Raw genomic sequence first — 25,165 nt, 5'->3', positions numbered from 1 at the left:
TGATAAATTGAGCCAGTGGTGACACTATTAAGACGAGAACAAGAAGTATCGGTAAAACGCTCATAATGCCCTAAATCTAAATCAGTTTCCGCACCATCATCGGTAACAAATACTTCTCCATGTTGATAAGGACTCATTGTCCCTGGATCTACGTTAATATAAGGATCAAGTTTAAGGATAGAAACGGAATAGTTGCGAGATTTGAGTAAACGTCCTAAACTAGAACCCACAATGCCTTTCCCGATACTAGAAACCACACCGCCTGTTACAAATACAAATTTAGTCATTTTCAATAGTAAATAGTTAAGAATTAATAATCAATAAGTTTTATCCATGACAATCATCGAAAGTAACGACTTGATGACTATATATCAACTGTCTATTGTTCATTGTTCATTGTCAACTGTCAATTATTTATTGTTTATTGTCAACTCTTACCATCCTTCTCACAAGGGAAATATCTTAATTTTTGTCGATTGTGGCTTATTATATTCAAATTATGTTGATTTTACTTAATTTTGATTCTTCATAAAAAAATTTTCGATTTTCCTTGACTTTTTCCTTTTTTTTCGCAATAATATAAAGTATAAATAAAATAATATAAGTCTGAATGTTTAAAAACAAAATTGTTAGGCCTCCCATTCTCTAAATAATAACAAAAATGTCAAATATTGTCAAGGGGATTCTTTGATTTTTGTCGATTTTTTTTTAAAATTAGAGAAAAAGAATTAGAAAAGTGGAATTTGATTACTTTTAATTTCCTGTTGTTTTCCAGTGGATTTTAACACTTCTAAAACTAATCTTATATCAAGGCGTTTTTGCTCTTCTATGATGTCTTTTACTGTGATTATAGAAATTTTATCTACAGGATTACTCATAAATTTACTTCTATAAATTCCTGCTTCTTTGGCAGTTTTAATCATGTCTTTTGTGGGCTGATTAAGAGTAATAAAAATTCCTAAAGTTGCTTCGTTTATGGCAATTGTACCTAATAAATCCCTAATATCTCCTAATTTTACCTTGCCTGATTTGACTTGAATTATAATTTTTTCTGGTTGATTATTTCCGCCGTCAAAAAATGCGATACCATCAATACCTTTATCTGCACCTTTTTTATCGTTAATGGTGGCACGATTATTAGTGTAGGTTAAAACTGCCCATTTTTCAAATTCTTTGCGAGTACGATCATCTTTTTTCAAGGCTAAAGCGGAGGCGGATTCTATATCTTTAGGAATACCATTAAGGTTAATTTTTTCTAAAACTCCTTTGCCAAATGTGTCTTCTAATCGCTTTAATATTAAACTAATACTTTGATAAGTTATATCAATTCCTATCCAATTTCGGTTTAATCTTTGGGCAACAGCGATGGTTGTACCGCAACCGCAAAAGGCATCTAAAATTACGTCATTTTCGTTACTACTTGCTTTGATAATTCTCTCTAATAATGCTTCTGGTTTTTGGGTTGGATAACCTAATCTTTCTTTCGCCTGAGAAGAAATAGGAGGAATATCATCAAAAACTTGTTGAATTAATTGCCCTTTATTTTCATCTAAATAACGTTTAATTCTAATACCTCCTTTTGATGTAAAATATAACCTATTTTCTGCGTCTAATTGTTCCATTTTTTTTAGTGGACAACGCCAATAATTTTTTACGCCTTTATACTCATATTCATAACCACCACCACTTAAACCTTTTGCTGTTAAATCACCACTAGCCCATAATCTTCCATCACTATCTTGATAATTATAATTAGTAATTCTTTTATCTGATAAATTGCCATATTGAGGATTCCATAAATAATTATTAGCATCTTTGACATAGAAAAAAATAATATCATTATTACGTCCAAATCTTTTAGTTGCATCACTATGAGATGTTGTTCTTTTCCAAATAATTTCATTGATAAAATCACCTCCTTGAGAGCAAAAAATGGCATCTAAAACTAATTTTAAATAATGAGACGCAAGGGATCACAATGAAGATAAAAACTCCCCGTTGGCTTTAAAACTCGATGAATTTCTGCTATTCTTAAAGTCATATTTACTAGATAAGCAAAGAGGCTTCCTTTACCTAAAACTTTCTCTAATCCCCAGATTAAATCAATACTTTGATTGGTGAATTTTCCTTGATAATTTTCCTTAATTTCTGCTAAACCTAAATTAGCTAAATCATCCCATGTCCAAGTATCAATAAAAGCCTGTGCTTGAGCTCGATCTTCTTTACCAATATTATTATAAATTTGGTTATAATTGCGCTTAGAATTAAAGGGCGGATCAATATAACATAAATCCACAGATTCATCTTTAATATGTCTTCTTAAAACCTCTAAATTATCTCCATAAAAAAGTTGATTGTTGAGAGTCATTTTTTCTAAATAATTATTTATAAATCTTTATATACTTTACTACGATGAGCAATTTTGATAACCACAATCACTAAAACATCATTTTCGAGACGATAAATAATGCGGTAATCAGCGACTCTTATTCGTAATATTCCATTGCTATTTTTTAGCTGTTTAACATCAGCAGGATAAGGATTAAATTTGAGAGATTCAATTTTTTTACTAATTCGTTGCTGAATATTAATTGGTAATTTTGCTAATTCTTTTTTTGCAGTCTTTAAAAATTCAATTTTATACTCAGAGATAAGTTTATAAACTTATCTCTTTTTTGACATCTTCCCAAGATATTCTTTCGTCATTTTTTGGATTATTTTCTGCTAAAACTGTATCTCTAAAATCGATTAAATCTTCTAATTCTTCTGTATTAATAACGGTTAATTTTCCTTGATTAATTTCTTCTAATAATTGATTAACAGATAAATTTAATTCCTGAGAAATTTGCAAGATTCCCATAAAAATATTTTCTGATAAAGTTACTTGATTCATTATTTTTCTTGCTTACTATTTTCTGATGATTTATTCTTTTTTTTACACACAAGCCACCCCTCCCCGACCGCAACGGGTCAAGAAAAGGTGGCTTATTTTATTAACTTAATTATAACAATATTTATTTGAATTTGTCAAGTATTTCATGATATTTTTTTAAATTATTTTACTTCTCTTATTTGATAGTATTTTTAGCTTATTTTTGATTTTGATAAATCTTATTTTTTATTTAAGTTTATTATTGTCATCATATAATTACGAGATTAAACGGATAAATTTTTTCTTGCCTACTTGTAAGATTTTATTTGCTAATTCTGAAGGGGTTTCTATAGTTAAATTGGGATCTATAATGCGATCGCCATCTAAGCGAACACTACCGCCTTGAATTTGCCTTCTACCGTCACCGCTACTATTAACTAAACCACTGACATTAAGGATATAGAACAATTTGGCGGGAAATTCGACGTTATTTAAAGAAAATTCGGGTACAGCTTCGGCATTAGCTAAATTTTGATTGCTAATAAGTTCTAATGCCGTTTTTTGCACAGTTAAAGCGGCTTCTTTACCGTGATATTGAGAAACTATTTCTAAGGCTAATAATTTTTGTGCTTCTCTGGGATTTTCGGGAATTTGTGCTAAAGACAAATCAGTTAATAATTCAAAGTAATTAGTTAGTAAAGAATCGGGGGTTTTTTCGAGTTTAGAATACATAGATAAAGCATCATCTTTTAAGGCAACATAATTGTTAAGAGATTTCGACATTTTTTGCTCTCCATCAGTGCCAATTAAAATGGGTAATAAGACACCAAATTGAGGTTTTTGTCCAAAATATTTTTGTAAATCTCTACCAACAGCGATGTTAAATTTTTGATCTGTACCACCTAATTCTACATCTGCATTTACGGCTACAGAATCATAACCCTGCATTAAAGGATAAAGAAATTCATGGAGATAAATAGGGTTTTCTTGGGTGTAGCGATTATTAAAACCTTCTTTAGCTAACATCTGTTGTACTGTCATGGTAGCTAATAGTTCTTGGATTTTGGCAAGATTGAGACTAGATAACCATTCAGAATTGTATCTTATTTCGAGGCGATCGGGAGTATCAAAATCTAAAATGGGGCGGAGTTGGTTAAGATAAGTTTCGGCGTTTTGTTTAACGTCTTCAGGGGTTAACTGTTTTCTAACTTTATCTTTTCCTGTGGGATCACCAATTTGGGCGGTAAAATCCCCTATAATTACAATGGCGGTATGTCCTTGATCTTGGAATGCTCTTAGCTTACGAAATGGAATACTATGACCTAAATGTAAATCTGTACCTGTAGGATCAATTCCTAATTTTACCCTCAAAGGGCGACTACTTTTCAAGCAAAGTTGCGTTAAATTTTCGGTAATATTTTCAGAGTCTGATTGATTTGGGAAAATTTCCGTAATTCCTCTATGTAACCATGCAAAATTATTATTAGTCATTTTTATTTCAAATAAATGTAAAAAGAAGTATTGTACAATAAAGCTGTACGAGTTTTAGATTAATCGCTTATGTTAACAAAAGAAACAACTTATTCTAATTTAAGGGCGAATTTAGCTACTATATTGGATCAAGTTTATGATCAAAGTTAAATTATGGTCATTAATCGTCGTAATGGTAAAAATATCGCTTTAATTGCTGAAAATGAGCTTTCTAGTTTACTTGAGTGTGTTTATCTATTGCGATGCCAAAAGGCACAGCTACGCTGCACCCCAGAAAATGCTCAAAAGCTATTTGATTCCTTAGCATGGGCAAGAGAAACAGAGCAAGAATCGCAAACTGTGACAGAATTAAAAGAGGAGTTGGGAATTGAGTCAGAAAAAGCCTAAAATAATAATAGTTTTAGGTAGCAGAAAAAAACAGAATATATTATGCTAATAATGAATGTAGGTAACATAAAATGAGTGTAGTTTATTTTCAAAACATAATTGAATCTATAGAAAATTTATCATTAGAAGACCAAGATTATTTATTTGATTTAATCAAGAAAAGACGGATAGAAAAAAGGCGTTTAGAAATAGCTAAGAATGCAGAAACAATTGTGAAAAATTTTCGAGCGGGTAAAGTAAAAAAAGGGACATCAGCAGAAATAAAAGCCTATTTATTAGAAGATGAAGAGGAATGAATTTAGTAGCGCAAAAGAGTTTTAAGAAAGCCTTTAAACGTTTAACAAAAAAGAGTCCACAACTACAAGATAAAATATTAGAGGTATTAGATTTATTAGAAAATGACCCTTTTACACCTTCTTTGAAGTCTCATAAATTAACAGGAAATTTAGCTAAATGTTGGTCATGTTCAGTGAGTTATGACTATCGTATTATTTTTACTCTTAGTAAGGATACTGAGTCTAATGATATGGTGATTATTTTAGTCGATATTGGTAACCATGATGAAGTTTATTGACCATAATTATAGCTTATCAAATACAGATCTTTTTCTACTTGACTTAGAGCATAGATTAGTTTATAAAGTAATAGAAAATCGAGTTTATTTTTTACAAGCTCGTTATCATTATCAGTTTATTGACTAGAGGTGATTCCTTTTTCTTCTAAAATACGAATAAAATATTCTTCTAAAGAATCTCGATTTAAAGTCATGCTAATTAACTTACTTTTAGTAGTTTGTAGATAATTTAAAAATTCGTTTTCATTGCCTTTTAACTCTCCACTGAGAAAATCATTCTCTTGTTTTAGGTGAATTAACCACTGTTTAAAATCGTCTTCTTTTCCTCCTTTTACTATTACATGATAACTCTCTTTTTTTCCTAAAATTTCATCTAATGAACCAATATTTAATAATTCTCCTCGTGCTAAAATCGCTATGCGATCGCATATTTTTTCAACATCAGATAACACATGAGAATTAAAAAAAATAGTCTTGCCTTGTTCTTTGAGAGATAGTATAATTTGTCTAACTTGATAACGTCCCATGGGATCTAAACCAGACATAGGTTCATCAAAAAAGACAATTTCAGGATCATTTATTAAGGCTTGTGCCATACCTACTCTTTGCAACATTCCTTTAGAATATTGTCTTAATTGCTTTTTTTGTGCGGTATTTTTCGCTAATCCAACTAAGTCTAATAAATATAAAATTTTCTGATTTTGCTGTGATTTAGGAATCTGAAATAAATCCGCAATAAAACCTAAAAATTCCCATGCCGTTAAGAAGTCATAATAATAAGCATTTTCTGGTAAATAACCTACTCTTTGTTTAACGGTTTTATCTCCTAATGGCTTCCCTAATAATAAGGCTTTTCCTGAAGTTGCTTTAATAATGCTTAATAAAGTCTTTAATAACGTTGTTTTTCCTGCACCATTAGGTCCTAATAAACCAAAAGTTTCTCCTTGATACACTTTTAATGTACAATCTTTTAAGGAAGGTACTTTGGTATTCATCCAAAAACCTGTACGATAAATTTTACTTAATTGATAGGTTTCAACCACTGCTGGTTTATCTGATATGTTTGTAGAAGAAGGTATATTAAGAGTAGAATTCATAATTATTTTTACAGAAAAAAATTAGTTTTATACAAACTTTTTAATCTTAATTATATCACTTAATTTGTTTTTTTATTACCTCATTTAAGAGTAAATAATTCATGTCTTTACAATCCCCCGAAATTAGTATTATTATGGGTAGTGATTCTGATTTACCCACCATGAAAGCGGCGATCGCCATTTGTGAAGAGTTTGTCGTAGCTTATGAAGTAGAAATTATTTCCGCCCATCGAACTCCCTTAAGGATGATAGAATATGCCCAAAATGCCCATAAACGAGGATTAAAAGTGATTATTGCAGGGGCAGGAGGTGCGGCACATTTACCCGGTATGGTAGCGTCTTTAACCCCTTTACCTGTGATTGGTGTACCAGTACAAACTAAACAATTACAAGGGGTAGATTCTTTGTACTCTATTGTACAGATGCCTAGAGGAATTCCCGTTGCGACAGTTGCCATTGGTAATGCCGAAAATGCTGGTTTATTAGCCATCAGAATTTTAGCTAGTCAGCAACCAAAATTATTACTTCATGTTGAAATTTATAGTAAAAATCTCGAAAAGATGGTAATTGATAAACAATCAGAATTGGATAAGTTAGGTTATCAAGAATATTTAAAACAAAAACTACCTTTATAACAACTTAAGTGCATATATTAAAGATATTAATGTGCGATGAAGAATATAACTGAGATCTTGCATCAGATCAAAAATACTTAATAAACAAAAGTCAAAAAATCAATTTTAGTATAGTTTGAGTCAATTTTAATCCCTTTGTCCTTTGCCCCTTGCCCTTTGCCCTAGCATCACCAGTTAATTTTTAACGAGGTGCAAGATCTGAGTTAAATGCGTCAAATACTTAAATAGTTTATTTAATTAAAACTTAAGTACAATCCCAATTATATAAAACTTGAGAAAAATCTAATTTTTTCAAAGCTGAAGGTTGAATAAAAAAGTTGGCAATTCCCACATCACCCCAACAAATGTCTAAACCATCACCAAAATACTCTGAGTCAATTTGTAATAATAATTGATAAGGTTCATTGTCTTTTGAAATAGCAAAACGAGGATCACTTTGAGTAAAATAAGGATAACCTCCTAATTGATGTTTTATACTATTAAATTTATTTTCATAATATTCTCCATAAATATCTAATAATAAATCATTATTTTCTCGATTTAATTCAGGTAAATAGTTATTAAAATATTCATCATAAGGAGATATAGTCGCTTGATTTAGAGTAAATTCTAAAGTAAATTCTCCTCGAATAGGAAAATAAGAATCTTCAGCTAAATTACCTAAAAAACTGAAATCAGTTATTAAATTATTAGTATTTTTATCAACTTCTGGATAGTATAAAATTCTAAAACCTTTTTGAGAAATGGGGTTATCAAAATCTAATCCATAAATATCATCATTGCTATCAATAAAAAATTGTAAAATACCCGATGTAGGAAAATCCTTGAGTTTCTGAATCTCAGTAAAATTTAGTTGAGCAACTAAACGTAAATATTTGCCTTTATCATTAAGAGGATATTGTTTATTTTTTGGTAAATAAGGTAATCCACCAAATTTATTTTGCCATAATAAGGTTGATGTATTTATGTTATTGTTTACCGTTATGGGAGTAATTTTTATTTGTAAATAATCTAATAATGTATTTTCAATGGCTTGATGAAATGGTTGTAATTCTTTCGGTAAATCAAATAATAATGAATTAGACATTTTTGATCAAAATATAGCAAAAAAAGATTTGATTATAATTTTATAAAAGAAATAATTGTAATTTATATTTTTTCTTTGTTAATTGATTTTACTACCTAATACAAATAAACTAAAAAGCGTACCACTATTCCATAAACTATGTAAAGTTATAGAGGCTAATAAACTACGAGATCTGGTGTAAACTATACCTAAGATAATGCCTAAAGTGGCTAATGGTATGGTTTCGGCTAAACTTAAATGGGCGATAGCAAATATAACACCACTGGCGATAATTGCTCCCCAAAGGGGTAAATAGCGGGTGAGAGAAGGTAGTAAAAAGCCACGAAACATAATTTCTTCAAAAATAGGTGCGGCAATAGAAGCGGTGATAAAAAAGATTGCTAAGGCAAATTTATCTTGAGATTCCAACGCTAATAATAATAGTGGGTTACTGCCTCCTCTTCCTTGCCATAATTGTTGATTAAGAATCGATACTAAAAAGACAGAAGGAATGGCTACCAAATAACCTCCTATTCCCCATAAATACCATTTCTTATGGGTTAATTTAAACCAACCTTCGGGTAACGGAAAAAAAGATTTTATGGATAGATATAAAACTAATAATCCTCCTCCAGCCATGAAAAAATAACTAATTAAGACATATAAGGCTTTTCCTTTAATACCTAAACCACTAGGATTAAAACCACTCAAGCCAAACAATAAGGGTAATAAAACTTGACTAAGGAAGAAAAAACCTACGATAAATACTTGCCAAATAGTTTCCCAATCCCAAGGAGATTGCCATATTTGATTATAATTAGTTGCTAATATAGAGGTTTGTTTTTTGATAGCTAATTGAATAATTAAGAAGATAATTAACCCAAAACCAACTAAACCACCAACCACGGGAATAATACTTAAAATAAATAATCGATAAACTGATTTTTCCGCTAATATTTTTTGTTGTAACTTAATTTCTGATAACTTAACTTGATCATTTTGATGCTCATATAATTGAGCTAAAGTATTTAATTGAAACCAACCATCTAATTTTTTATTAACAATTTCTTCTGCTTTATCATCAATTATTAGCTCTTTATTCCAAATATTAGTTAAAACTTTTTTTAATTCTTGATCTGAAATATTCAACCAATAATTATTAGCTATATTTAATTTATTATTTTTAGCTGATATAATTCCTAACTTGATATTAAGGTTATTAATTAATTTTTTATTTTGTGTTATATTTTGTTTTAATTGTTGTCTAGGGCTTTCCGATGCAATAACTTCCCCTGTTTCTAAAATAGATTTATTTTTAATATCTAAATCATGCAAAGAATCTTCTGTTACTTTTAAGGCTTTTTCGTATTGAGCTTGTGCTACAGCATAAGGATCTGTACCAATTAAACTTTCGGTGATATTTCCTATATTTCCACTGTCGGAAATTAAAGGATTAGATGATTGATTTAAGGATGAGGCGTTGAGGATTAAATTAGTTTGATATAATTCTAACTGAGATTGAACTTGAGGTTCACCTAAACTTTGACTTAGGGAAAAAAAGACACTGTACATTGATATTACAGTAAGAATAGCCAACAGCGATCGCTTCCAATTCATAAAAATTTTATCCTAACAAAACGTAATTTATACCCATTCTTTACAATACACAAAAATTTAGGGACTCGAAAGATTAAGCCCCTAAATATTGATAGTTGATGGTCAATTGTTGATAGTTAAAAATGATTATAGCAAGATTTTTTTTTGTTGTCAAACAGACTTTTTGGCTAATTATTTTTTCATCAAAAATTCATCCATAACTAAGGTTTTCATCATTTTCTCAAGGTAGAATATCAAAAAACATGATCAAAAAAAATGACAAAAGAATATGATTTAGTTATTATTGGAGGTGGAGCTGGTGGATTAGTCGTTGCAAGTGCCGCCGCACAACTAAAAGCGAAAGTGGTTTTAGTGGAAAAACATCGTTTAGGAGGTGATTGTCTCTGGTATGGTTGTGTACCGAGTAAATCCTTAATTCATGGTAGTAGAATAGCTTATGATGTGAAAAATAGTCATAATTTAGGGATTTATCACGATAATCTACAAATTCAATTTTCTGAAGTTATTAGTCATGTAGAAAAAGTTATTAGTACTATTGAACCTAATGATTCTCCAGAAAGATTTAGAGGCTTAGGTGTAGATGTAATTTTTGGAGATGGTGAGTTTATCGATGAAAATACTTTTAAAGTTAACCAAAAACTATTAAAAGCCCGAAATTTCGTCATTTCTACAGGCTCAAGCCCTAAAATTCCCGATATTGTTGGTTTATCTGAGGCTGGTTTTATCACTAATGAGCAAGTTTTTTCTTTAACACAGTTACCCCAATCTATAATTATAATGGGTGGTGGTGCGATCGCCTGTGAGCTAGGACAAGCATTAAGAAGATTAGGGGTGCAAATAACGATAATAGCCAGTAGAAATCAACTGTTGCCCAAAGAAGACGCAGAAGCATCGAAAATCATTGAAAATCAATTTATTGAAGAAGGCATCAAAATAATAAAATCGGCGAAGGCAGAAAAAGTAGAAATAATTGACGGGAAAAAAGTTGTTTTTGTTAACGGTGAAAAGTTAATTGCGGAAGAAATTTTAGTCTCTATTGGGCGCACTCCAAATATAAAATCTCTTAACTTAGAAAAAGCAAAAGTTAAATATAATCATCAGGGAATTGAGGTTAATAATAAACTGCAAACTAGCAATAAAAAAATTTATGGTTGCGGTGATGTGATTGGTGGTTATCAATTCACCCATGTAGCGGGATATGAAGCCACAATTATTTTACAAAATGCCTTATTTTTTCCCACAAAAAATGTTGATTATCGAGTAATTCCTTGGGCAACTTTTACTTCTCCAGAATTAGCTAGAGTGGGGATAAATGAAAGCCAAGCTAGAGAAATTTATGGAGATAATATCATTATTTTAAAACAAGAAATGAAGGAAGTTGATCGAGCGCAAACAGAAGGAAATATCAAAGGTTTTTCTAAAATTATTGTAACTTTAAAAGGTGACATTTTAGGTGCAACAATTATCGGAAAATCTGCTGGAGAATTAATCCATGAAATTGTTTTAGCGATGAAAAATAATCTTAAAGTAACAGCTTTAACAGGTATTCATATTTACCCAACTTTAAGCGAAATTAATAGTAAAACAGGATTACTTTTTACTAAACAAAAATATGCACAAAATAAATCTTTACAACAATTATTAAATAACTTTTTCCGTTTTCGTCGTTGGTTAGGATTTTGATAAATAACCTTTGCCCATGAGAATCAGAAAACTATTAAAATCAATGATTTTTAAATAATACCTAATACTTAATACTTTTTAAGGAAAGCCTAATTAAATTATAGTAATTTAAAATAAGAATAAAATAATTTGAGAAAACCATAGTTTCAGGAAAGCATTAATTTGAAGGGCGATGCCCACCCCACAAAATTTTATTAATGTTTTTTAAAGGAGAAATTTATCTAAGTTTTAACTAAGATTTAAGCGAATTTTTTTCGATTAATAATTCTGCAATTTGTACCGCATTTAATGCCGCACCTTTACGAATTTGATCACCACATAACCAAAGTTCGATAGAATTTTCATTAGAAATATCTTGTCTAATTCTACCCACTAAAACATCATCTTTTCCAGTGGCATCTATAGGCATAGGAAAATAATTTTTATCCCAATCTTCTATTAATTTTACCCCAGAGGATTGAGCGATAATTTCCCTTGCTTTATTGATAGAAAAAGGTTGCGCAAATTCGATATTGATAGCTTCTGAATGAGCTCTTAAAACTGGTACTCTAACGCAAGTGGCGGTGATACGCAAACTATTATCTCCAAAAATTTTGTGAGTTTCGTTAACCATTTTCATCTCTTCCTCACAATAATTATTCTCGGTAATAGGTGAATTATGAGGAAATAAATTGAAGGCTAAAGGATAGGGCAATATTTCGGCTACGGGGTTTTCATCGTTAAGAATGGCTTGGCTTTGAATTTTCACTTCTTCCATCGCCCTTGCCCCAGCACCACTGGCTGATTGATAAGTAGAAACTATAATTCTTTTAATAGGCTGAATTTGATGTAAAGGATAGATAGCAACTCCCATTAAAATAGTGGTACAATTGGGGTTGGCAATGATTCCTTTATGGTTAAAAGCGGCTTCAGGATTGATTTCAGGTACGATTAAGGGAACTTCGTCATTCATGCGAAAAGCACTGGAGTTATCAATCATAACTGCACCTGATGAGACGATGGTATTCGCCCAGTATTTTGAAGTCGAACCTCCAGCAGATGCTAAGACTATATCAACGTCTTTGAAGGAATTTTCATCAACGGCTTCTACTTCGATTAACTCATTTTTGAAAGGGATTTTTTGCCCTGCGGAGCGAGGAGAAGATAATAATTTTAAATTTTTAACGGGGAAATTACGCTCTATTAGCAAATCAATAATTTCTGTACCTACCGCCCCCGTTGCACCTAAAATGGCAACATTAACTTCGTTAGACAAATAATTATCCTCCTAATATATAAATTTTTCAATCAAATTATTATAAAAAATTGACGCAATTCAAATTACAATCTGTACAAAGTTTCAACTATAAAAAATAATATTTAATTATTAGTAAAAAATAGTATTTAAGCCTTGAAGATCAATTAATTATTCCTTGTTAATTGGTTAATTGTTTTTTTATTTAGTATCCTTTTTTGAGGGCAAATTCTACTTGTTTAAACTCTTGAGAAAGTCTAGTTTTGAGTTTATCAGGTAAAGGACGATTACCGTAAGATGTATAATAACCAGCTAAAGAATTTAAAGCGGTTTGCATGGTAGTAAAAGATTTTAAGCCTCCGTATTTAGTATCTTTGCGATAACGGGAAATATAATCATTAATTTGTTTTCTAGCTTCATTCTGAGTCGCTTTTTTTGTCTGAATATCGGTGTCATCGGGAAGTTCGATGGCAGTGTTTAAACACTCTAATACGGCAATGGTATCTTCAGTATATTTCCCTGTTAAATTAGCGGATGCAATGTCTATATAGCTGATAAAACTAATGGTAATAACTAAGGCTAAGGTTAAAAGTTTCGATACAAAAGATTTAATCATTTTTATCTATAACGATATTTTTTATTTTCTCTGATTTTATCAGTTATGGGTTCATGGAAATTAGGAATTTTATTACTTTTGTTGACTAAAAATATGGCTCTCCTACAGTAGTTATGACAAATTAATAGAAAATAATTAATGTAAACTTTAATCAGTATGGCTTTGAGTATTTTAAAAATGCAATTATTATAAATTAACAGTTTGAATTTAACCTAATACCTGATACCTGACACCTTTTTTTAGACATAATTTATCACGAACAGAAGTAGTAGAGCCAAAAATATTTTTCTCCTATCTTGTTTTCATGGTAGCTAGTCGTGCATTTTGATAGTAATGTCCAAGAATTTGTCGATAATCAACGTTATTTTTCGCTAGGTAATAAGTGCCCCATTGGCTTAACCCTAAACCATGGCCAAATCCTCTACCTGATACTTGTAATGTCTTACCAGAGGGAGAAACTCTAAACAAAGTACTTCGTAAATCTAAAGCACTTCTTAACTCGCTTCCTGCTACGGTTTTTGTACTGCGATCGCCAACTATTTGCATAGTAATAACTCTACCTTGAGGGGTGGTTTTTTGAGCCCTTAATTCTCTAATATTACCGACACCGCCAACAACTCGACTAATAGAGGAAAGAGAAACACTTTTATTCCATTGAAATACGGGGGATGTTTGATCGTAATCAACAACTCCTCTTAAATATGGTAGTGGTGATGTCCAAATATCTTCCACATTTTCTGTATGTCCACCTGATGAAGAATGAAATACGGCTAAGATGGGTTGATTGTTATAAGTCATAATTTGCCCATTAGTAGCTTGTACTGCTTGATGAGTTGTCGTGTATTCACTACCTAATCCTTTATAGACTTGAGTTGCGGTAGTGGTATCAAGATCAAAAACACTATTTTTACTTGTGTTACGTTTATATAATGCGTAGGTACGAGCGGCTACAGCTTGGGCTTTTAAGGCTTCTTGAGGCCAACTCGGTACTGCTTCTGCACCTACAACGCTATATAAATAATCTTCCATATCCACATAGTTAACGGCAGTAATTCCACTACCTTGACGAGTTAATAACACTCTCCCACGATACCAGCGATCGCCAACCCAAACAACACCATCACCACTAGGTTCTAACCATATACTATTAGAGTTCCATCCTGCAAGACTAACTTTACCACCGCTAGGTTTAGCGACAAAAGAATTCATACCATCTACTTGTCCGATAGTTTTTCTGGTACTATCTTTAATTACGGCTGGAGTTGAGCTTCCGATTTGTAAGTTACTAACACCTTTTTTGATGCCTACTCGTAATTCTAAAGTGGCTTGAGCAGAAGTGGTAAAAATGAGGAGGAGAAAAGTAATAAAACTTAATTTAGAAGTTATTTTTAAAAGAAATTTGATCCACATATTGATTAATAATATTATTTACTGTAGGCTTTAGGACGTTGTTATTTTTTAATCAGTTTCAATCTTCCATGATAGTAAGCTATTTTCTTCCTTAATGGCAGGTTAAGATACAAATAATCGAATCAAAATTTAATTTTCTATGTCCATAGCCCAAAAAATTGTCATGTTTGATCAAATTTAAAGATGAGTTTGATAGTATTTTTGTTCACAATTTAATATTTACCCGTAAAGATTATACTTGTATCAGAGTAATTAATATTCAGAGAATTATTACCAAAGGAGATGTCTTTAAAAATTTTAAATCGTTATGAAATTATTAAACAACTTAGTAGCAGTGATTTTGTAGAAACTTTTTTAGTTAAAGATAGACAAATGTCTCCTGAGAAAGAAGTGGTTTTAAAATGTTTTTATCCCTCAAATCTTGAGCAAATTTCACCGACAATTATCGAAAACTTATTTAATCAAGAGGCTTCTACTTTAGCGAAGTTAGGAAAAAACTTTCATCAAATACCAATAATATATAATTATTTTCAAAAAGATGGAAAATATTATTTAGTGGAAGAATATATTAAAGGAAAAAATTTAACACAATTAGGTATTATAAGTTCAAAACAATGTGTAACTATTTTATCTTCTTTATTAGTTACCCTTAAATATTTTCATCATAGGAATATTATTCATCAAGATATAAAACCTGAAAATATTATTTTAAGAGAATCAGATAATAAACCTGTGTTAATTAATTTCGGTACATTTAAAGAAATAATTAGCATAAATTCATTACTTCCTAATAGAGATTTTCAAATAGATTCTGTGATGACAAACCCAGAAGAATTTACTCTTTATCAAAAGTATATGATGAGGACTTCTTTTTTAGGTAATTTGTATTGCCTTGCTGTCTCAATGATTTATAGTTTGACAGGTAAATTACCCATGGAAATTCATCATGATGCCAATACACAAATATTGGAAGCTAATACTTATTTACCGAATGTTAACCCTTCTTTAGCTGCCATTTTAATTAAAGCTATCGCCATGGATACGAGTATTCGTTATGCTACCGCTAATCAAATGTATGATGATTTACAAACTTTTTTGAAAACGCAAAATAATTATATTCCTGAAAAAACGACTTTATCTTCTGTTTCTGATACCGATGATAATTTAGTAAATTCTATAGCATCAAGTAAGAAAAACTTTTCTATAATTATCTTGGCAATTTTGATAACTTTTATGATGTCTGTATTCGCAAGTTTGTTAATAACGATAACGGAAAAAAAAACACCTACTATTGTTGAAACTTTACCTCAATATAACACAAACAAAGGTTACGGAAAAATTGGAGGAATGTCTAATAATATTAGCCTTTATTCTGAAAATAATACTAATTCTCGTATTGTAGGATATGGTTTTACAGGACAAGCTATACAAATTTTAGGTAGTGAATACGATAAAAAAGGAATTATTTGGTATAAAGTATATCATCCAGAATCAGGGGTGACAGGATGGATTCAAAAAGAATTTATTGATTTATAAGGAGTTATCAATAGTTAAGCATCTTCATTTACTCATATTAAAATGTTGATAAATTTTCAGTAAATATTTTCTCCAAAAATAGAGATAATAACTAACAAATCAAAAAAAGTTGTTGTCAATTATCTGTTGATTGACTGTCAATTACTTTATTAAATAAATTTTTAAGATTAAACTCAAATAAAAATATTATATCTTAGATGAATAATTTTCCAGAGAATTCTACAGTTTTAGCAACAAATCCTTATATTATTATTAATAATCAGGGCAAAATTTCACCTTATTTTGAGTTAACTAAAAATCAACATATTTTAGGAAGAGATCCACAATTTGCTGATTTATTATTACCTTCTGATTGGGCAGTTATTAGTCGTTGTCAAGCTACTATTATTAAAGTTAATAACGACTATTTTATTTATGATGGTGATGGTGAAAATCCCAGTAGTAATAAACTATTTATTAATAACTCTTTAATTACTCCAAAAGGTGGTTATTGTTTAAATAGCGGTGATACCCTGAGAATTGGACAAAATCTAAATATTTTAGTAACTATTCAATTTTTTGATCCCACTAAGAGTTTTTTTGTAGAAAATATTAATCAAAAATCTATTTTATTAAAAGAAAAATCTATAGTTTTAGGTAGAGATAAAACAGCAAATTTACAATTAATTGCACCTACTGTATCTCGTAAACACGCAGTCATTGATTATCAAAGTGAAGGGGAATATATACTTTATGATTATAGTAGTAATGGTATTTTTGTTAATGATATTAAAGTAGAAGGAAAAATTAATGTAAAATCAGGATCTGTTATTAAAATTGCACCCTATACCCTTGTTATTCATGGAGATGAATTATTAATCGCTGATAATGGGGATAATATTCGCTTAGATGCTGAAAATATTTTAAGAATTGTTAAGGATAAACAAGGAAAATCTATCACTTTATTAAATAATATTTCTTTACCCATTGAACCGGGGCAATTAATTGCTTTAGTAGGAGGAAGTGGTGCAGGAAAATCAACTTTTATGCGCACTTTATTAGGTATCGAACCGACAACTTCAGGTACAGTATATTTAAACGGAGAAAACTTAAGAAATAACTTCAATATTTATCGTAATCAAATTGGTTATGTGCCTCAATCTGATATTATTCATCGTGACTTAAGAGTAGAAGAAGTTTTGCGTTACACTGCTAAATTACGTTTACCCGCTGATGCAGATATTGATTCAATTATTGAGAAAACTTTAGTTGATATTGAAATGGTAGAAAGACGTGATGTTTTTGTTAAAAATTTGAGCGGAGGACAGCTAAAAAGAGTCTCAATTGGTGTAGAATTATTAGTAGATCCAAAGTTATTTTTCCTTGATGAACCTACTTCTGGTTTAGATCCGGGGTTGGATAAAAAGATGATGCAATTACTGAGAAAGTTAGCAAATCAAGGGAGAACTGTTATTCTCGTTACCCATGCAACTACTAATATTAATCTTTGCGATCGCCTTGTATTTTTAGGTCAAGGAGGAAATTTATGTTATTTTGGTAATTATGAAGATGGGCATAATTTTTTTGAATTAAAAACAGGGGATTTTGCCGATATTTATATTAAATTAGATAATAAAAAAGCAGTTTTAGACACAGCAAATAGGTTTAAAGATTCTAAATATTATGATAAATATATTACTCAAAAACTAGGCACAGATCATCAAAGTAAAGTAACCGTTAAACCAAAAAAAGTTAAAAGCAATTTCTTCAAACAATTATTAATTTTATGTCAAAGATACTATCAACTAATTGTCAGAGATAAAGTTAATTTAATTATCTCATTATTAACAGCACCAATAGGTATATTTTTAATTGATTTAGCGATTAGAAAAAAAGAGCCTTTTATTTTAGGAAAAGAAGCAGATCCAGCCCTAGCACCTTTAGCTCAAACTGTTTTATTTGTCTTTACTTCTGCCGCTATTTGGGTTGGTTTAGCCACATCTTTACAAGAAATAATCAAAGAAAATGATATTTACTTACGAGAAAGGCTAGTAAATCTTAATTTATTCGCTTATTTAAAATCTAAAATTACAGTATTAAGCGCCCTTGCTTTTTTACAAACTATCTTGATGGTAGGAGTAATCTTATTGGCTTTTTCTCCTCCAAAATCTGAAACAATTTCTTGGTTAGCAGGAGTTAGTATCACCAGTTTTTTAACCCTTTTTGCCTCTATTTGTTTAGGTTTAATGATTTCAGCTACGGTAAAAAATAGCACTCAAGCGAATAGCGCTTTACCCTTACTTTTATTACCCCAAATTATCTTTTCTGGAGTGTTATTTAAGATTGAAGGTTTTGGTAAATATTTGTCATGGTCAATGATAAGTCGTTGGTCTGTAGGTGCTTATGGTTCATTAGTTAATATTAATAAATTAGTACCTGAAGTAAAAATATTACCCGATGGTACAAAAGTTGAAGCACCTTTTAAAATTACCGAAGTATATAATCCTCAGTGGGATAATTTAACTTTAAATTGGCAAATTTTAATTTTACATAGTTTAATTTATTTATTGATAACTTGGATTATGCAAAAAAGAAAAGACATTCTTTAATCACAAACAAACACAAAAAAATTTTATTGTCCATTGTCCATTGTTAATATATACTCAAAAGCGAACGAATATCAGATTATCCCCATGTTAGCAGTAGCAATTCTCGCCGCAGGAAAAGGAACTAGAATGAAGTCTAAACTTCCTAAAGTTTTACATTTATTAGGAAGTAAAAGTCTTGTGGAAAAAGCTATAGATAGTTGTAATCTTGTGCAACCTGATCGCCAATTAGTGATTATTGGTTATGAAGGTAAACAAATTGAAAATGCCCTTAATTACCTTCCACAAGTCGAATTTGTTGAACAAACCGAGCAATTAGGCACAGGCCACGCAATTCAACAATTAATTCCCCATTTAGATGATTTTTCAGGAGATTTGCTAGTTTTAAATGGTGATGTACCTTTACTACGTCCTGAAACTGTGCAAAAAATGGTGACTATTCATCAAGAAAATAATAACTCCGCCACCCTTTTAACGGCTAATTTACCCAATCCTCAAGGTTACGGTAGAGTTTTTTGTGATGAGAATAACTTAGTAACGGCAATTATTGAAGATAGAGATTGTAATGCTACTCAAAAACAAAATAAACGTATCAATGCTGGAGTTTATTGTTTTAATTGGCAGAAATTACGGGAAGTTTTACCAAAATTAAGCACTAATAATGATCAACAAGAATATTATCTTACGGAAGTGTTTGATTATTTAGATCAAGTTATGGCTTTGGATGTAGATGATTATTCCGAAATTAATGGTATAAATGATCGTCGTCAATTAAGTGCGGCTTACGAGATTTTACAACAAAGAATTAAAGACGCATGGATGATGGCAGGTGTTACTATAATTGATCCTCATAGTGTGACTATTGATGAATCCGTTGAATTAGGTATAGATGTCATTATCGAGCCACAAACCCATTTAAGAGGTAATACCACCATTGCTTCTGGTTGTAAAATTGGTCCTAATTGTTTGATTGAAAATAGTCAACTTGGGGAAAATATTAATGTCTTGTATTCCGTGATTATTGATAGTAAAATTTCTTCAAATAGTAAAATTGGTCCTTATGCACATTTACGAGGTGGTGCGCAATTAGGAGAAAATTGTCGAGTTGGTAATTTTGTTGAAATAAAAAAAAGCATTATAGGAACTAAAACCAACATCGCTCACTTATCTTATATCGGTGATGCTACTTTAGGTAATCAAGTTAATGTCGGTGCAGGTACAATTACCGCTAATTATGACGGAGTCAAAAAACATCCTACTATCATTGGCCATCGCACTAAAACAGGAAGTAATAGTGTATTTGTCGCACCCGTAACCATAGGAGAAGATGTAACCGTTGCCGCAGGTTCAGTAATTACCCATGATGTACCTAATAATAGCTTAGCGATCGCCAGAGAGAAACAAAGAATAATTGAAAATTGGAAAATGAAATCCAAGTAACAGAGTAGTTAGGAGAGAGGAGTTAGGAGTTAGAGGAATAATCAAGAAAACTATATTTCAAGTCTTTGGATTAAATTAGCTGAATAAGTTAGGGTAAAGCATTTTAGATAAACCAGCCAATAAAGCCACGATAATTCCTCCTATTACACTCCGAGCGATAAAATCAAGGTTATCTAATCTTTTGTTAAGTGCGTCTTTAGTTTCATCTAATCTTTTGTTAATGCCGTTTTGCCCCTCTTTGACAGTAGCTATCTCAACTTTTAACGTGATAATTTCATCGGTTATTTTCTCTAATTTACGATCAACTTGCTCAAATTTGGAGTTGATTAAATCCTTTAATTCTCTTAAATCGTTATCTGTTATGGTACTCATGTTAAAATCCTGATTAAGATATTGACAAATATTGATGAGGAGTAATTAACGGTTACTCCCTAATTTCATTTTACTACTTGCTTTTATTCTACATACCTATTACAATTCTCCATTGATGTAGCTCATATTCAACACAACCATTTTTCACAAGAGGATCATTTGTAACAATAAATTCAGCCTCATGCCGGGAATTAGCTTTAAAAATCATCATACCACCGCCTAACTCAGCCCAATAACCGCTTTTAGCCTCATGACCATCTATAATTAATTGATTAACATACTCAATATGATCATCCACATATAGATCAAATTTTGCTTTAGAAACGATACCTTTTTCAATCTTAACAAACCAAGTCATTGAAAAATAAAAAGTAAAAAGTAATTATTGTTAATTGTTAATTGTTAATTATTAGTATGCGTCTTGAAGTTCGTAAAAATCAGGAGAAATATAATCTTTCCGTAAAGGCCAACCTACCCAATCTTCAGGCATTAAAAGACGTTTAAGATTAGGATGTCCTTCATAGACAATGCCATACATTTCATAACTTTCCCTTTCTTGCCAATCCGAGGCTTTCCAAATCCAATATAAAGAAGGTATTTTGGGATCTTCTCGATTAAGATATACTTTAACTCGGACTTCTTCAGGTTCAGTAACATTATCATTTACTTTTATAAGATGGTAAAAACTGACTAATTCTTTACCTGCACCTAAATCATAAGCACCTTGACATTGAAGATAATTAAATCCATAGGCATATAAAGCCGTAGCGATAGGAATTAGATATTCAGGTTCAACTTTAATCAATTCTACCCCGATATGATCTTTTTCGAGGGATTCATGATCAAAACCATTTTCTGTTAACCATTGAGAAGTAACACCAGCTTGAATAATGGGCGCACTTTCGATATTTTCGGGAGTATTATTTACTTCTGTCATAGATTATACCTCTTGTTTTGCTTTAGTGGTTTCCAAGGTGGGTGATACAGGTAAACCCATTGCTGCAGCTAATTCTGCTGGTGGATTTTGTCTGGTTTCACTACGCATATAATTCCCTGTTAAAATCGGCTCAACCACTTTTAAATTATGGGTAGTAGAATAATATCTATGGGTTTGAGCTTGAAGAGTGCCGCGCTCTTGAATAGACTCATTAGCTACTTTTTTTCTTAATTTAATCACAGCATCGAAAATGGCTTCAGGGCGAGGAGGGCAACCCGGAATATAAACATCTACGGGGATTAATTTATCAACACCACGAACGGCTGTAGTAGAGTCACTGCTAAACATACCACCAGTAATAGTACAAGCACCCATAGCAATTACATATTTAGGTTCTGGCATTTCTTCATATAAACGGACTAAAGCAGGGGCCATCTTCATGGTAACAGTACCCGCAGTAATGAGTAAATCTGCTTGACGGGGACTTGAACGAGGAACTAACCCAAAACGATCAAAATCGAAACGAGAGCCTAACAATGCAGCAAATTCGATGAAACAACAAGCCGTCCCATAAAGTAAAGGCCATAAACTAGAAAGCCTCGCCCAATTATGTAAATCATCAACGGTAGTAAGGATAATATTTTCTGATAAATCCTGTGTCACCTGACTTCTAGCTATGGGATTAAGTATTTTATCCTTAGCTTGTGTTTGTAGTGTAGCTAAATCTGGAGTGGAATTATTCATAATTTATTTAAACAAAATAGCATTATCTATATTTTAAGGTAACTTATCCTTAAGACCCGAAAAAAGATTCATTATTCATTCCATTGTCAATTATTCAATGATTATGACCATTCTAAAGCCCCTTTACGCCAAGCATAAACTAAGGCAACCACTAAAATTGTAATGAAAATAAGTGCTTCAATGAATGCTAATAAGCCTAAAGTATTAAAAGCTACCGCCCAAGGATAAAGAAAGACTGTTTCTACATCAAAAACGACAAATACCAAGGCAAACATATAATAACGGATATTAAATTGAATCCATGCACCGCCGAAAGGTTCCATACCAGACTCATAAGTCGTAAGTCTTTCAGGACCTCCCGTTTTTGGACGTAATAATTTAGAGGCAGTTAAAGCTAAGATAGGCACTGAACTGCTAACGATCAAAAAACCTAAAAAATATTCATAACCAGTAAGAACAAACATCGTTTAATTACTATACTCCTTTAACAAATTAATAATTTTATCTACTAAAATAGTTTAAGTCTAAATATAAAACTTTTAACGCAAAATTGCGAATATTTTGAGTTTTTTTACTTAAATCTTGATATATTATAAGAGCTTTATGCGGTTGATGAACCGCTAGTTAAATATATTCGTATAGCTAGTTAAATATATTAATATTGGACTAAACTGTTATACCATTGTTAAAATTCTATCTAATTAGATCTACTTACTTGTTAAATACTGTGTCATCTACCACCATAAACAGAAAAACTAATCATCAAAAACCCCATACCCCAAAAAGTTTTCTCCTAGGTATTGTCAAAACGGCAGGAGGTACATTTCTTGGTTTAACTTTGTTGAGTACATCTGCTATTGCTGGAGGTATGGTTGGTTTAGCCATTAGTTTTCGGAATTTACCCGACGTAAGAGTATTGAATAATTATGTACCTTCTCAAACTAGCTACATTTATGATGTCAAGGGATTATTATTAACTACTTTTCACGGGGAAGAGCACAGAACCAGTGTACCTTTAAATGAACTATCTCCGCAATTAAAACGAGCAGTAATGGCTATCGAAGATAGTAGTTTTTATTATCATAATGGGATTAATCCTGCTAGTATAGCTAGAGCTGTAGTCGTTAACTTTAAAAGTGGTGGAGTGACAGAAGGGGCTTCCACTTTAACGATGCAATTAGTGAAAAATGTTTTTCTATCTCATCAACGGACATTTTCTCGTAAATTAGCAGAAGCAGTATTAGCCGTTAGAGTAGAGCAAGTTTTCTCAAAAGATCAAATTTTAGAAATGTATCTCAATAACATCTATTGGGGACATAATAATTATGGTGCAGAAACCGCAGCCCAAAGCTATTTTAATAAATCCGCAGCAGATTTAACCTTACCTGAAGGGGCGATGATGGCGGGAATAATACAAGCTCCCGAAGTATATAGTCCTCTTGCTAATTATGATATTGCAAAAAAAAGACAAGCTCTTGTACTTAATCGAATGGCAGATTTAGGTTGGATTACTCCCGAGGAAGCAGAAAAAGCAAAAAAAACTCCTTTGAAAATTGGTAAATCTAAAGCATGGCAAAGTAGTAAGTTACCTTATGTCACCGATGCCGTTAGAGAAGAATTAATTAAACGATTTGGACAGGAAACTGTCATTAAAGGTGGTATCAATGTTCAAACAACTATTGATTATAAATTACAGATGGAAGCCGAAGCCATTGTCAAAAAAGCCCATGGTAATTTAAGAGCGTCAGGGGTTAGAGCCGATCAAGTCGCTTTAGTTTCTATTGATCCTCGCACTCATTTTGTTAAAGCGGTAGTAGGAGGAATTGATTATGAAAAAAGTCAATTTAACCGAGTATTACAATCTCGTCGTCAACCCGGTTCTGCTTTTAAACCTTTTGTTTACTATACAGCTTTTGCCACTGGTAAATATACCCCCTATTCAGTTATTCCTAACTATACCAGAGGTTTTCGAGAAGGTGGTGGATATTACCGTCCTCAAAACTACGGCGGTGGCGGTGGTGGTGGATCTGTTACTATTAATAATGCCCTAGCCAATTCTCTTAATATTCCTGCGGTGGTAATGGGGCAAAGAGTCGGTTTAGATAAAGTAATTGAGGTGTGTCGTACATTGGGCATAAAAAGTCCATTACAACCTGTGGTTTCATTACCCTTAGGCCCTATCGGTGTAACCCCCATGGAGATGGCTAAGGCTTATGCGACTTTTGCTAATAATGGTTGGCAGTCAGAGACAACGATGATAATGCAAGTTAGTGATAGTTTAGGTAACGTGATGTTAGATAACACCCCTAAACCTCAATTAGTGCTAAATGAATGGGCTAGCGCTTCTTTAACAAGTTCATTGCAAAATGTTATTAATGGTGGTACGGCAGCTAACGCTAATATTGGAAGACCTGCAGCAGGTAAAACAGGTACTACATCTGGAGAGCGTGATGTGTGGTTTGTGGGTTATGTACCCCAACTTTCCACGGCAGTATGGATTGGTAATGATGACTTTAACCGCAGTTTAGGAAGAGGAGTTACAGGAGGTGGTTATGCAGCACCTATTTGGCGACAATTTATGAATACGGCGTTAAAAAATGAACCTGTTAAGTATTTTCCTTCTGCTTCTCAATTTACTAAACCAAAACCTTAATATACCGTTACAAAACTTAATATATTAGGCTACATTTTTGAATATATCTGTTATGATTTACCCAGTAAATAAAATTTGGGCGTTGCTGAATTAAAGTATGATTTTTAGATAAGGTGATGCCGAAGGCACGCTACGCGCACGTATCTTTATTACTCTCTTAAATTATCACAGAGGCGTGCTGTGTACCAGAGCCGACGAGCGATCGCTCGTAACTTG

The 25,165-nt window shown here is 31.7% G+C and carries 22 protein-coding genes and 3 pseudogenes; 9 read left to right on the top strand and 16 right to left on the bottom strand.

Translation table 11 applies throughout. The features are described from left to right. From ACEW8E_RS05740 to tyrS, 5 genes and pseudogenes are all read right to left on the bottom strand, one after another. Positions 1-287: pseudogene (locus ACEW8E_RS05740) on the bottom strand (CTP synthase); the annotation flags it as partial. A 441-nt stretch (positions 288-728) separates the two neighbouring features. After that, positions 729-2,368, bottom strand: a pseudogene (locus ACEW8E_RS05735) (DNA methyltransferase). A 17-nt stretch (positions 2,369-2,385) separates the two neighbouring features. Beyond that, positions 2,386-2,637, bottom strand: coding sequence for a type II toxin-antitoxin system RelE/ParE family toxin (locus ACEW8E_RS05730; protein ID WP_373479378.1), 252 nt, complete (start codon positions 2,635-2,637; stop codon positions 2,386-2,388). A gap of 19 nt (positions 2,638-2,656) precedes the next feature. Then, entirely contained in the window at positions 2,657-2,893 is a 237-nt protein-coding gene (locus tag ACEW8E_RS05725) for a hypothetical protein (protein ID WP_373479376.1), read from the bottom strand. 255 nt (positions 2,894-3,148) lie between these two features. Continuing rightward, a complete protein-coding gene (tyrS, locus tag ACEW8E_RS05720; protein WP_373479375.1) occupies positions 3,149-4,363 on the bottom strand; it encodes a tyrosine--tRNA ligase in 1,215 nt (404 codons plus the stop codon). A gap of 69 nt (positions 4,364-4,432) precedes the next feature. Here tyrS and ACEW8E_RS05715 point away from each other — a divergent pair. The 3 genes and pseudogenes from ACEW8E_RS05715 to ACEW8E_RS05705 all read left to right on the top strand — a co-directional run bounded on the left by ACEW8E_RS05715 (position 4,433) and on the right by ACEW8E_RS05705 (position 5,324). Then, positions 4,433-4,750, top strand: a pseudogene (locus tag ACEW8E_RS05715) (type II toxin-antitoxin system Phd/YefM family antitoxin). Positions 4,751-4,821: 71 nt separating this feature from the next. Then, positions 4,822-5,046, top strand: coding sequence for a hypothetical protein (locus ACEW8E_RS05710; RefSeq protein ID WP_373479374.1), 225 nt, complete (start codon positions 4,822-4,824; stop codon positions 5,044-5,046). After that, positions 5,043-5,324: a type II toxin-antitoxin system YafQ family toxin gene (locus ACEW8E_RS05705; protein ID WP_373479373.1), complete on the top strand. Its 282-nt coding sequence runs from the start codon at positions 5,043-5,045 to the stop codon at positions 5,322-5,324. The genes ACEW8E_RS05710 and ACEW8E_RS05705 overlap by 4 nt, the downstream gene beginning before the upstream one ends. A 116-nt stretch (positions 5,325-5,440) precedes the next feature. On the opposite strand, the gene ACEW8E_RS05700 is transcribed toward ACEW8E_RS05705, so the two are convergent. Continuing rightward, a complete protein-coding gene (locus ACEW8E_RS05700) occupies positions 5,441-6,421 on the bottom strand; it encodes an ABC transporter ATP-binding protein (protein WP_373479372.1) in 981 nt (326 codons plus the stop codon). Positions 6,422-6,522: 101 nt separating this feature from the next. Here ACEW8E_RS05700 and purE point away from each other — a divergent pair, with 101 nt between their 5' ends. Beyond that, complete coding sequence (gene purE / locus ACEW8E_RS05695) at positions 6,523-7,056, top strand: 5-(carboxyamino)imidazole ribonucleotide mutase (protein ID WP_373479371.1); 534 nt, start codon at positions 6,523-6,525, stop codon at positions 7,054-7,056. A 244-nt stretch (positions 7,057-7,300) separates the two neighbouring features. Here the strand turns inward: purE and ACEW8E_RS05690 are convergent, their stop codons facing one another. Further along, complete coding sequence (locus ACEW8E_RS05690; protein WP_373479370.1) at positions 7,301-8,143, bottom strand: YwqG family protein; 843 nt, start codon at positions 8,141-8,143, stop codon at positions 7,301-7,303. Positions 8,144-8,221: 78 nt separating this feature from the next. Further along, on the bottom strand, positions 8,222-9,739 hold the full coding sequence (locus tag ACEW8E_RS05685; protein WP_373479369.1) for a type II CAAX prenyl endopeptidase Rce1 family protein: 1,518 nt from the start codon (positions 9,737-9,739) through the stop codon (positions 8,222-8,224). Positions 9,740-9,994: 255 nt separating this feature from the next. On the opposite strand from ACEW8E_RS05685, the gene ACEW8E_RS05680 reads away from it, so the two are divergent. After that, entirely contained in the window at positions 9,995-11,422 is a 1,428-nt protein-coding gene (locus ACEW8E_RS05680; protein WP_373479368.1) for an NAD(P)/FAD-dependent oxidoreductase, read from the top strand. Between the two features lie 232 nt (positions 11,423-11,654). Here the strand turns inward: ACEW8E_RS05680 and ACEW8E_RS05675 are convergent, their stop codons facing one another. The 3 genes from ACEW8E_RS05675 to ACEW8E_RS05665 all read right to left on the bottom strand — a co-directional run bounded on the left by ACEW8E_RS05675 (position 11,655) and on the right by ACEW8E_RS05665 (position 14,682). Then, positions 11,655-12,677, bottom strand: coding sequence for an aspartate-semialdehyde dehydrogenase (locus tag ACEW8E_RS05675; RefSeq protein WP_373479367.1), 1,023 nt, complete (start codon positions 12,675-12,677; stop codon positions 11,655-11,657). Between the two features lie 184 nt (positions 12,678-12,861). Further along, complete coding sequence (psb27, locus tag ACEW8E_RS05670; RefSeq protein WP_373479366.1) at positions 12,862-13,272, bottom strand: photosystem II protein Psb27; 411 nt, start codon at positions 13,270-13,272, stop codon at positions 12,862-12,864. Positions 13,273-13,563: 291 nt separating this feature from the next. Next, complete coding sequence (locus ACEW8E_RS05665) at positions 13,564-14,682, bottom strand: SpoIID/LytB domain-containing protein (protein ID WP_373479365.1); 1,119 nt, start codon at positions 14,680-14,682, stop codon at positions 13,564-13,566. A gap of 282 nt (positions 14,683-14,964) precedes the next feature. Here ACEW8E_RS05665 and ACEW8E_RS05660 point away from each other — a divergent pair, with 282 nt between their 5' ends. The 3 genes from ACEW8E_RS05660 to glmU all read left to right on the top strand — a co-directional run bounded on the left by ACEW8E_RS05660 (position 14,965) and on the right by glmU (position 20,243). After that, entirely contained in the window at positions 14,965-16,218 is a 1,254-nt protein-coding gene (locus ACEW8E_RS05660) for a protein kinase (protein WP_373479364.1), read from the top strand. 197 nt (positions 16,219-16,415) lie between these two features. Then, a complete protein-coding gene (locus ACEW8E_RS05655; RefSeq protein ID WP_373479363.1) occupies positions 16,416-18,806 on the top strand; it encodes an ATP-binding cassette domain-containing protein in 2,391 nt (796 codons plus the stop codon). Positions 18,807-18,890: 84 nt separating this feature from the next. Beyond that, positions 18,891-20,243 carry a bifunctional UDP-N-acetylglucosamine diphosphorylase/glucosamine-1-phosphate N-acetyltransferase GlmU gene (gene glmU, locus ACEW8E_RS05650; protein ID WP_373479362.1) on the top strand — a complete coding sequence of 451 codons (1,353 nt, stop codon included), beginning with the start codon at positions 18,891-18,893 and terminating at the stop codon, positions 20,241-20,243. A 75-nt stretch (positions 20,244-20,318) separates the two neighbouring features. Here glmU and ACEW8E_RS05645 read toward each other — a convergent pair whose 3' ends face one another. The 5 genes from ACEW8E_RS05645 to ndhC form a co-directional block, all read right to left on the bottom strand. Continuing rightward, positions 20,319-20,615, bottom strand: a complete 297-nt coding sequence (locus ACEW8E_RS05645; protein WP_373479361.1) for a hypothetical protein — start codon at positions 20,613-20,615, stop codon at positions 20,319-20,321. A gap of 88 nt (positions 20,616-20,703) precedes the next feature. Then, complete coding sequence (locus ACEW8E_RS05640) at positions 20,704-20,973, bottom strand: YciI family protein (protein ID WP_373479360.1); 270 nt, start codon at positions 20,971-20,973, stop codon at positions 20,704-20,706. A 51-nt stretch (positions 20,974-21,024) separates the two neighbouring features. Beyond that, the gene (locus ACEW8E_RS05635) at positions 21,025-21,552 is read right to left on the bottom strand and encodes an NAD(P)H-quinone oxidoreductase subunit J (RefSeq protein ID WP_373479359.1); all 528 of its coding nucleotides are present in this window, start codon (positions 21,550-21,552) and stop codon (positions 21,025-21,027) included. A gap of 3 nt (positions 21,553-21,555) precedes the next feature. Beyond that, positions 21,556-22,299: a photosynthetic/respiratory NAD(P)H-quinone oxidoreductase subunit K gene (gene ndhK / locus ACEW8E_RS05630; RefSeq protein WP_373479377.1), complete on the bottom strand. Its 744-nt coding sequence runs from the start codon at positions 22,297-22,299 to the stop codon at positions 21,556-21,558. Positions 22,300-22,397: 98 nt separating this feature from the next. After that, complete coding sequence (gene ndhC, locus ACEW8E_RS05625; protein WP_373479358.1) at positions 22,398-22,760, bottom strand: photosynthetic/respiratory NAD(P)H-quinone oxidoreductase subunit C; 363 nt, start codon at positions 22,758-22,760, stop codon at positions 22,398-22,400. Between the two features lie 263 nt (positions 22,761-23,023). Here ndhC and ACEW8E_RS05620 point away from each other — a divergent pair, with 263 nt between their 5' ends. Beyond that, positions 23,024-24,949 carry a transglycosylase domain-containing protein gene (locus ACEW8E_RS05620; RefSeq protein ID WP_373479357.1) on the top strand — a complete coding sequence of 642 codons (1,926 nt, stop codon included), beginning with the start codon at positions 23,024-23,026 and terminating at the stop codon, positions 24,947-24,949. Positions 24,950-25,165: the final 216 nt, after the last annotated feature.

The sequence above is a fragment of the Geminocystis sp. genome (assembly GCF_041753295.1).
Taxonomy (GTDB): domain Bacteria; phylum Cyanobacteriota; class Cyanobacteriia; order Cyanobacteriales; family Cyanobacteriaceae; genus Geminocystis.
This window is presented reverse-complemented; position numbering and strand designations above follow the sequence as displayed.

Excerpts from the sequence above, each read along its gene's own strand:
- ACEW8E_RS05725 (WP_373479376.1), bottom strand. The coding sequence starts at position 2,893 with ATGAATCAAGTAACTTTATCAGAAAATATTTTTATGGGAATCTTGCAA.
- tyrS (WP_373479375.1), bottom strand. The coding sequence starts at position 4,363 with ATGACTAATAATAATTTTGCATGGTTACATAGAGGAATTACGGAAATT.
- ACEW8E_RS05710 (WP_373479374.1), top strand. The coding sequence starts at position 4,822 with ATGAGTGTAGTTTATTTTCAAAACATAATTGAATCTATAGAAAATTTA.
- ACEW8E_RS05705 (WP_373479373.1), top strand. The coding sequence starts at position 5,043 with ATGAATTTAGTAGCGCAAAAGAGTTTTAAGAAAGCCTTTAAACGTTTA.
- ACEW8E_RS05700 (WP_373479372.1), bottom strand. The coding sequence starts at position 6,421 with ATGAATTCTACTCTTAATATACCTTCTTCTACAAACATATCAGATAAA.
- purE (WP_373479371.1), top strand. The coding sequence starts at position 6,523 with ATGTCTTTACAATCCCCCGAAATTAGTATTATTATGGGTAGTGATTCT.
- ACEW8E_RS05690 (WP_373479370.1), bottom strand. The coding sequence starts at position 8,143 with ATGTCTAATTCATTATTATTTGATTTACCGAAAGAATTACAACCATTT.
- ACEW8E_RS05685 (WP_373479369.1), bottom strand. The coding sequence starts at position 9,739 with ATGAATTGGAAGCGATCGCTGTTGGCTATTCTTACTGTAATATCAATG.
- ACEW8E_RS05680 (WP_373479368.1), top strand. The coding sequence starts at position 9,995 with ATGACAAAAGAATATGATTTAGTTATTATTGGAGGTGGAGCTGGTGGA.
- psb27 (WP_373479366.1), bottom strand. The coding sequence starts at position 13,272 with ATGATTAAATCTTTTGTATCGAAACTTTTAACCTTAGCCTTAGTTATT.
- ACEW8E_RS05665 (WP_373479365.1), bottom strand. The coding sequence starts at position 14,682 with ATGTGGATCAAATTTCTTTTAAAAATAACTTCTAAATTAAGTTTTATT.
- ACEW8E_RS05660 (WP_373479364.1), top strand. The coding sequence starts at position 14,965 with ATGTCTTTAAAAATTTTAAATCGTTATGAAATTATTAAACAACTTAGT.
- ACEW8E_RS05655 (WP_373479363.1), top strand. The coding sequence starts at position 16,416 with ATGAATAATTTTCCAGAGAATTCTACAGTTTTAGCAACAAATCCTTAT.
- glmU (WP_373479362.1), top strand. The coding sequence starts at position 18,891 with ATGTTAGCAGTAGCAATTCTCGCCGCAGGAAAAGGAACTAGAATGAAG.
- ACEW8E_RS05645 (WP_373479361.1), bottom strand. The coding sequence starts at position 20,615 with ATGAGTACCATAACAGATAACGATTTAAGAGAATTAAAGGATTTAATC.
- ACEW8E_RS05640 (WP_373479360.1), bottom strand. The coding sequence starts at position 20,973 with ATGACTTGGTTTGTTAAGATTGAAAAAGGTATCGTTTCTAAAGCAAAA.
- ACEW8E_RS05635 (WP_373479359.1), bottom strand. The coding sequence starts at position 21,552 with ATGACAGAAGTAAATAATACTCCCGAAAATATCGAAAGTGCGCCCATT.
- ndhC (WP_373479358.1), bottom strand. The coding sequence starts at position 22,760 with ATGTTTGTTCTTACTGGTTATGAATATTTTTTAGGTTTTTTGATCGTT.